We start from the raw sequence: 3,773 nt of genomic DNA, 5'->3' as shown, positions 1-3,773 counted from the left end.
CTTACGGTCCGCACCAAAGGATCCCGCGGAAATGCGAGCGCGCGGAACGGGCCCGGCCCGCCTCCCCCGAGGCGTTCCGTGCCCGTTCCGTTCTGTGCTGCCGCGGTCCCTCCGGCTCCCCCGAGCCGGCCCCCACCCGCGACCTTCCCCCCTCCCCCATGGCTGCCCCGGGCGTGCTGGTCCCGTGATCCCCCCGGATCGCGCGACCCCCCGCGGCCGTACGTCCCCCGACGTACCCACCGCCCGCCCTCAGGCGACGAGTTCGCCGAAAGCCCCGCCCAGGTCGCCGTCGCGCGACGCCAGGATCTCGTCCTCACGCAGCCGGCGCAGGGCGCGCCAGATGCTGCTCTTCACCGTGCCGACGCTGATGTTCAGCACGTCGGCGATCTCGGGGTCGGTGCGGCCCTCGTAGTAGCGGAGCACCAGCATGGTGCGCTGGTTCTCGGGAAGCTTGGCCAGCGCCTGCCACAGCACGGCGCGCAGTTCGGTGCCGCCCATGGCGTCGGTGTCGCCGACGGTCTCCGGCATCTCCTCGGTCGGGTACTCGTTGACCTTGCGGCGGCGCCAGGCCGAGATGTGCAGGTTGGTCATGGTGCGGCGCATGTACCCGCCGACCGCGGCCTTGTCGGTGATCCGGTCCCAGGCCCGGTAGGTGCTGAAGAGCGCGCTCTGCAGCAGGTCCTCGGCGGCGAAGCGGTCGCCGGTGAGGTGGTAGGCGGTGGCGTACAGGGAGGCGCGGCGCTCGCGGACGTACGCCGAGAACTCCTCCTCGTTGCTGAGCCGGTGCTCCTGCTCCCCCTGGTGCTGCTCGCCGAAGAGCGGCCCGGCGGCCGGTGCAGCGACCGGCAGAACGGCGGGCTCCCCCGAGCCGCTCGTCTGCCGGCCGCTTCCCCCGGTACCCCCCGTGCCCCCCGTACCCCCCGGGAGCTCGCGGACGGTGGTCCCCCGCACCACGCCGCGAAGTGTGAGCGTCATCGTCGTCGAACCCGAGACCGCACCTTCACAGGACGGCGAGTGCGTCCCCTGGCGGGCGGTGCCGTGGACCGACGTCCGGTGCACCGGGCGCGCAGCGCGAAGTGCCGCGGCGCTCCGTACTTCGGTGACTGCGTTCATGCTGCGCTCCCTGGTGGATGGTGGTGCGGTCTGTCGAGGTCCCCCGACTCCCTGACATGCAATAGCTTGCCCGGGGGTCGTCATGGCCGTGTCCGTCGACTGTCACAGGGCTGTCACAAGGCCCCGGGGCTTGGTCACCGACTCCGCCGGGAGTCGAACGACAGGCCGTTGATGGGCCAGAATGGCCCGCGTGTCTCATCTGCTGCTCATCGAGGACGACGACGCCATCCGCACGGGCCTTGAGCTCGCGCTGACCAGGCAGGGCCATCAGGTATCGGCCGCTGCCTCGGGCGAGGACGGCCTGAAGCTGTTCAAGGAGAAGCGTCCGGACCTGATCGTCCTGGACGTGATGCTTCCCGGTATCGACGGCTTCGAGGTCTGCCGACGGATCCGGCGCACCGACCAGCTGCCCATCATCCTGCTGACCGCGCGCAGCGACGACATCGACGTGGTGGTGGGCCTGGAGTCGGGCGCCGACGACTACGTGGTGAAGCCGGTGCAGCCGCGGGTCCTGGACGCCCGGATCCGGGCGGTGCTGCGCCGCGGCGAGCGGGAGAGCTCGGACTCGTCCACCTACGGCGACGTGGTGATCGACCGCAGTGCGATGACGGTCACCAAGGCCGGCGTCGATCTGCAGCTGACCCCCACCGAGTTGCGGCTGCTGCTGGAGCTCAGCCAGCGGCCGGGCCAGGCGCTGTCCCGGCAGCAGTTGCTGCGGCTGGTCTGGGAGCACGACTACCTGGGCGACTCCCGGCTGGTGGACGCCTGTGTGCAGCGGCTGCGGGCGAAGGTGGAGGACGTGCCGTCCGAGCCGACGCTGATCCGCACCGTGCGCGGGGTCGGCTACCGGCTGGACCCGCCCCAGTAGGCTGCGCGGAGACCGGAACAGGACCGGAACACATCGGCCGCACACCAGCCGCACCCGAGCACACCGAGACAGACCGAGCGGACCCGAGCACCGAGGCATCGAAGGCGACGTGACCGACCACCCCAAAGCCCCGGCGTCCTGGCTGGCCAACAGCCTGGGGCTGCCCGCACTGGCCCGGCGCCTGCGGCTGACCTCGCTGCGGATACGGCTGATCGCCGTCTTCGCCCTGGTGGCATTGGCCGCGGCGGTCTCCGCCTCCGGAATCGCGTACTGGCTGAACCGCGACGCGGTGCTGAAGCGCACCCAGGACTCGGCGCTCGCCGACTTCCGCAGCCAGCTCAGCCGGGACATCACCGACCTGCCGCTGCACCCCAGTTGCGACCAGTTGCAGCGGGTCGCGGTGCTGATCGCGCACTCGGGGCTGAACTACGCCGTGGTGCTGGTGCAGCCGGACTGCGCGGTGACCTCGAACCCGGAGTTCACCGCCTCGGTGGTGCCGACGGTGCTTCAGCACTCGGTGACCACACGGTGCGCCCACTGCACCGCGGCGCCCGAGCAGTACCACCTGTTCTGGCAGCGGCAGACCCTGGACGGCACGCCGTTCCTGATCGGCGGCACCCGGGTGCTGCCCACCGGGCCGACCGCGTACATGTTCAAGTCGCTCGACGACGAGCGCAAGGACATGGACTCGCTGGCCTGGTCGCTGGGCATCGCCACACTGCTGGCACTGGTCGGCTCGGCGCTGCTGGCCCAGGCCGCCGCTTCGACGGTGCTGCGCCCGGTGGCGCGGCTCGGCGAGGCGGCACGGCAGTTGGGCGCGGGACGGCTGGACACCCGGCTGGAGGTGCGCGGGGCGGCGGAGCTCGCCGACCTGTCGCAGACCTTCAACCAGACCGCCGAGTCGCTGCAGGCGCAGGTCGAGGAGCTGAGCGCGCGTGAGCACGCCAGCCGCCGCTTCGTCGCCGACATGTCGCACGAGCTGCGCACCCCGCTGACCGCGATGACGGCGGTGACGGACATCCTGGAGGACGAGGCGGACACCCTCGACCCGATGATCGCCCCGGCGGTCCGACTGGTCGTCAACGAGACCCGCAGGCTCACCGAGCTGGTGGAGAACCTGATGGAGGTCACCCGCTTCGACGCCGGCACGGCCAAGGTGGTCCTGGACGAGATCGACATCTCCGACCTGCTGACCTCCTGCATCGACACCCGGGCCTGGCTGGACGCGGTGGAACTGGACGCCCCGCGCGGCATCGTCGCGCGGATCGACCCGCGCCGGGTGGACGTCGTCCTGGCCAACCTGATCGGCAACGCCCTCAAGCACGGCGGCTCCCCGGTGCGGGTGCAGGTCCGGGCCGAGGGCCCGGAGCTGGTGGTACGGGTCGCCGACGGCGGGCCGGGGATCCCCGAGGACGTGCTGCCGCATGTCTTCGACCGCTTCTTCAAGGCGGACGCGGCCCGGCGCCGCTCGGAGGGCAGCGGCCTCGGACTCTCCATCGCGGCCGAGAACGCCCGCATCCACGGCGGCACCATCACGGCGGCCAACGGCGCGTCGGGCGGAGCCGTGTTCACGCTGCGGCTGCCGATGAAGCCGACGGTCGCGGCCGGGCACCCGCTGGCGGCGGACGGCGGCCCGGGGTCCGGTTCCGGGTCGTCGTCGGGCTCCGGGTCGGCGCCGGGCTCCGGAGCCGGGTCGGGATCAGCGGCAGGTTCGGGTCCGGGCCCCGGCCCGGACCCCCGGAAGGGCGACAGCGCATGAGGCAGCACAGCACCCCCGTCCGCAGGGTCGCGG

3 protein-coding genes are annotated in these 3,773 nt (G+C 72.2%); 2 read left to right on the top strand and 1 reads right to left on the bottom strand.

The features are described from left to right. Positions 1 to 249: 249 nt before the first annotated feature. Positions 250 to 975 carry a SigE family RNA polymerase sigma factor gene (locus tag TR46_RS14045; protein ID WP_042399652.1) on the bottom strand — a complete coding sequence of 242 codons (726 nt, stop codon included), beginning with the start codon at positions 973 to 975 and terminating at the stop codon, positions 250 to 252. A 328-nt stretch (positions 976 to 1,303) separates the two neighbouring features. Here TR46_RS14045 and TR46_RS14040 point away from each other — a divergent pair, with 328 nt between their 5' ends. Together TR46_RS14040 and TR46_RS14035 are read left to right on the top strand one after the other, a co-directional pair. Further along, a complete protein-coding gene (locus TR46_RS14040) occupies positions 1,304 to 1,981 on the top strand; it encodes a response regulator (protein WP_152626462.1) in 678 nt (225 codons plus the stop codon). Positions 1,982 to 2,135: 154 nt separating this feature from the next. Next, complete coding sequence (locus TR46_RS14035) at positions 2,136 to 3,740, top strand: ATP-binding protein (RefSeq protein WP_063770595.1); 1,605 nt, start codon at positions 2,136 to 2,138, stop codon at positions 3,738 to 3,740. Positions 3,741 to 3,773 lie beyond the last annotated feature (33 nt).

This window comes from Streptacidiphilus carbonis (assembly GCF_000787775.1).
GTDB classification, from domain to species: Bacteria; Actinomycetota; Actinomycetes; order Streptomycetales; family Streptomycetaceae; genus Streptacidiphilus; species Streptacidiphilus carbonis.
The sequence above is the reverse complement of the archived record's forward strand: the minus strand, read 5'-3'. Positions and strand labels throughout refer to the sequence as shown.

Coding starts and splice junctions, on each gene's coding strand:
- TR46_RS14045 (WP_042399652.1), bottom strand. CDS start 975: ATGACGCTCACACTTCGCGGCGTGGTGCGGGGGACCACCGTCCGCGAG.